This window comes from Serratia sp. Res13-Sevr-LER1-36-b (genome assembly GCF_015673035.1).
Taxonomy (GTDB): Bacteria; Pseudomonadota; Gammaproteobacteria; order Enterobacterales; family Enterobacteriaceae; genus Chania; species Chania fonticola_C.
The window spans coordinates 1-4,072 of sequence record NZ_JADACK010000040.1; the positions used below are offsets into that span (position 1 = coordinate 1).

Annotated in this window: 4 protein-coding genes; all 4 read right to left on the reverse strand. The window is 41.9% G+C overall.

Going from position 1 to position 4,072, the window contains the following annotated elements:
• Window positions 1-355: 355 nt before the first annotated feature.
• Window positions 356-1,450: a fimbrial protein gene (locus IMQ33_RS23730; protein ID WP_173408695.1), complete on the reverse strand. Its 1,095-nt coding sequence runs from the start codon at window positions 1,448-1,450 to the stop codon at window positions 356-358.
• Window positions 1,451-1,627: 177 nt separating this feature from the next.
• Window positions 1,628-2,194, reverse strand: a complete 567-nt coding sequence (locus IMQ33_RS23735; protein ID WP_196061495.1) for a helix-turn-helix transcriptional regulator — start codon at window positions 2,192-2,194, stop codon at window positions 1,628-1,630.
• Between the two features lie 179 nt (window positions 2,195-2,373).
• The gene (locus IMQ33_RS23740; RefSeq protein WP_196061496.1) at window positions 2,374-3,492 is read right to left on the reverse strand and encodes a fimbrial protein; all 1,119 of its coding nucleotides are present in this window, start codon (window positions 3,490-3,492) and stop codon (window positions 2,374-2,376) included.
• A gap of 58 nt (window positions 3,493-3,550) precedes the next feature.
• A partial coding sequence (locus IMQ33_RS23745) for a FimD/PapC C-terminal domain-containing protein (RefSeq protein WP_196061497.1) occupies window positions 3,551-4,072 on the reverse strand: 522 nt, incomplete at its 5' end.

A 4,072-nucleotide genomic window follows, 5' to 3' on the forward strand; every position in this document is an offset into this window, starting at 1 on the left:
TGATATTCAAAGTTGTGACAGGATTGGTTTCTACAACATAAGATTTTTGTTTAACTTATTGATAATTATAATAAAAAATAAAATATGAGATTTTTTTGCTTTTTAAGAATGGAGGTTTGATATATTTTTTATCGATAACTCATTGAAAGTAAAGGTTATTGTAATGGTGATTTTCAGAATGTTGTTGCAACATTTATTGAAATGATGATTTATTCAGGGGGCGCTGGCTATTTCCATTAAATAACAGATAGTTAAGTCAGTAAGTAACTAATGAGTAGCTTCACATTAGTTACTTACTAGGAAATTATTACCTATCAAATTTTGATAAGTGTAAGGAGTGCGGTTAGCAGAGCCTTTAGTAATAGCTTATTGTAAATGTCACTTTACCGTCAGCACGACCTGGAGTCACCGTGTTTCCCGTTTGGTAATATCTTGCTGATAGCGGTATTTTGAAGGATTTAAGACTGCTATTGCCTGGGTTGAAGTTGAAGTTTTGATTGAAGTTAATCGGCTGTGGGGAACCGGAGCTATCACCCCATCCTAATTGTATTCCAACACCGGTAGCAGATGATGTCGAACTCGTCACATTCATTATTCCCTTTGTAGTATCCCAGACTGTATTTTGAGGCGTTATTTTAGTCGTCAAAAGGTTGGGTACTGCGGTCCCTGTTGTCGTTGCACCAGCACCAGCAGAGGTATTATAAGAGGTATCGTTGTAATAACCATAAAAACGTGGGCAGTCTTTTAATTCGATAGAGGCATCCCTCCAGGCGGTCACTGTACCTTTGGATGTAAACGTGCTTGTCTCATAAGAGCCTAAAGGAACGTTGACATCTGGGGTGGTACAAGTCTGTGAGACGACATTAATTGAGCCAGAGTAACTCAAATTGTAAATGCGTTGCGGCATACCCGTTAATGTTGGGTCCGGAGCGAATTCAAGGAAAATGCTGGGCAACGATGATGCGGTTATTACACCTGGAGATACTGGCCCGATTTTAATGAATGAAAGCACAACGTTAATACTTACGTAAAATGAGTTTACATTAGATGTTGTATAGGCAATGGTAGGAAGTGCCTGATTATTTATATCGCTCCAGGCAACAACACCAATTCCTGGTACGGATGTATTGTAAACCTTCCCGGGGAAAGGTGTGCCATTCCAACTGGATAATGGCATGGGTAAATTAATATAATCAAGACGTTGTGGGAGATTGAACTGTTCACCTGGAGGGCAAAGAAATCCATTTATCCGTGGATGATTGAAATTAAGTCTATACACGACTGTGCCAACAGGCATGTCTGGCCCGACGGTGATGTTTAAGGGAGCCAATGGAACGTTATATACCATTGGCAAGCCCGCCGGTAGTTGGCAGCTGGTCAGAGCATGGGCACATTGAGTAAAAGATACTAATGCTCCCAATGTAATCATTAAATACCTAAATATTTTCATAAATTTCTCTCATAAAATTATTGCTAGTACACATAGAATGCTTACACCGACATCGTTTTGACATTAGTTGTGGTGTAAATTTCATTATTAATTATAGCTAATAATGCATGGGTTGTACTAAAATCTAAGTTTTTTAGCGTGAACGAATCATCCTTGATTTTTTAGATGATTTTGGTGTCAAGCTGCTATCGTTTGTAGGACTTTCTCTTTGAATGGCCAGATTTCAAATAAATTCCTCCCGCCTAACTTATGAAGGGCATTTCGCCGATGAGTATAGACAGTTTTTACTGAAATACAAAGGAGTCGGCTGATGGTTTGTACATTCATGCCATTGATAGTCTGATGTAATATGGTTTTCTCCCTTTCAGTAAGCTCGTCTTTAAAAATTTTCATTTGTTCAATATTTTTTTGCTGTGTGTCAAATACTTTAGAAGTAACCGTCATCAAATCTGATTTGGCATCCAAGAATGAATATCTGCTAAATGCCTCCTTGAACCTAACTTTCCCATTGGTAGGGATAAAGAATAACTTGCCAGGGAAATGCCCTGTTGAGATTAGAAAGGAAAGTTTTAAACTGTAATTTGAAGTGTGAAAAATAAAAGCATCATCTTGTTTGAATTTATTTTCGGGAGAGCCTTCTAGTTCATAAGGTGACAGTTTTTCAACTGAGTTCTTATCGTTTTTTAGCGTATGTTTTAAACCAACAAAAAAATAATTGTTTTCGGTGATGATGTATATATTCATGGCTGTTGCTCCTTTTCAATTAGAGGTGAATTCCATTTTTAGATATTATTATTTTAAATGATAGGTGGTTAGTTGATGTAAATTGATTGCCTAGTGATTTTTTGATGCAAACTTAGGTGAAGTTAAGATCTGTTGCTGCCCACCCCCTTCCTGCGATTTACAGGGGGCAGGCAGGTTATTTAATAATAAGTAATGGTAAATGTCACAGTGGCATTAGCCTTACCGGGTGTTACTGTTGTACCTGTCTGTATATATCGTGCAACAAATGGAAATGTTATCGTTGTCGAAGTGTCACTTTCCATTGTTCTCATTAATGATAAATACAAATTCAATGGCGTTGGTGAAGGATCACTTACTTGACCACTCGCCAACTGAATGCCTACTCCTGTTGCGCTGGTTGAGCCAGTGCTCAGACCAATAATACCATTTTGGGCATCAATCATGGTTGTGTTTGGTGTTAGTTTTAAGTAAACCGTATTTTTTGTCGGCGTACCTGTCCCAGATGTCCCATTATCAGAATAAAAGACATCCGTTCCACTACGAAATCTTCCATAAAACCTTGGGCAATTGGTGAGTTTGACGGAAGCATCTTTCCAGGGGGTTGCTGTGCCAACTCCGGTAAAGGTTCTGTTGGCATTAAACGTTCCCATTGGAACATTAACATCTGGAGTCGTGCATGTTTGCGAAACAACAGTGAGTGTTCCAGTATAACAGGTACGGACAATCTCGACGATATCACCAGCTTGTCCAAATGATTGTACAGTACAAGGCAGGTCGCTGCCCTTGATAACGCCGCCTGTAGTGAGAGGGCCTGTTTTTAATAGCGACATTCCAAGTGCAAAAGAGCCTGCCGATACTGTGCATGATGAGACGTTTGTACATGTGGTAGAGAGGTAATCAGCCGGGAACATTGCATTGGACGCACGGTTAACCGATATACCAACGCTTAAACCGGGTAGCCCAGTCTCATACGCTTTACCAGCCCAATTTCCTGTGTTCCAGGATGAAAGAGGGAGTGGTGTGCTGGAGAATCTAGAAACCTGCTTAAATTGACCTTGTGAACTGCACGTAATCTTGGCTGCAGGAAATGTAGGTTGATAGTATTGAGTATACGCAAAAGTGCCATCGGCATTATCAGCCCCAATAGTCGTAATCACCCCCACCAATGGCATTGAGACATTCACGACCTGCTTGAGTGCACTGTCGGGCGCAAACGCACAGGCCGCCAATGCACTCTTCATCAGCATCAGAGGGATGAATGCTGATAACATTATGATAAATTTCAACAAAAGTCTCATTTTCATTTCTCCCTGTGTGTCAGTTAACTTCAATTATGACTGTTCTATCGTCACTTGCTTAACTGTTGCCAGTATTTATCTGTGAACCCATCTGGGCCATTTTTCTTTCCGTCGATAAGGACGTATTTCCCGGTGAACAGGTCGAGGTAAATTGTTGTATCTGCGCCTGTTTCTGCCCTTTGGCGACAGGCATCAGGACATAGCTGACGGCGCATTGCATCTCGCTGCCTTCCCCCCATTTCACACGTAATTGCCCCCGGTCTTCTGCCACGCGGGCATACAGTTGCCCACCCTGGCCGACGGAACCCACGCTGTTCCCCTTGCTGTCAAAGATATCGGCCCCAAACGGCACCGGCTCACCCTGGTAGGTGGCGTTGACCAGGATAGGGGTGCCATGTTTGGTGGCGTATTTCACCTTCACCACCGCCCCGGAGTACGGCGCTACCTTCTGGCTGGTATTATCCAGTTCCACGTCTGAAGAAGTGCCTTTCGGATCGATGCTGATGTCGTTCATCTGGTACGGGTTCAGGTACGGCACCACCGCATAGCCACGCGAGTCAATCTTCACCCCCGGATACGA

Coding starts and splice junctions, on each gene's coding strand:
- IMQ33_RS23730 (WP_173408695.1), bottom strand. CDS start 1,450: ATGAAAATATTTAGGTATTTAATGATTACATTGGGAGCATTAGTATCT.
- IMQ33_RS23735 (WP_196061495.1), bottom strand. CDS start 2,194: ATGAATATATACATCATCACCGAAAACAATTATTTTTTTGTTGGTTTA.
- IMQ33_RS23740 (WP_196061496.1), bottom strand. CDS start 3,492: ATGAGACTTTTGTTGAAATTTATCATAATGTTATCAGCATTCATCCCT.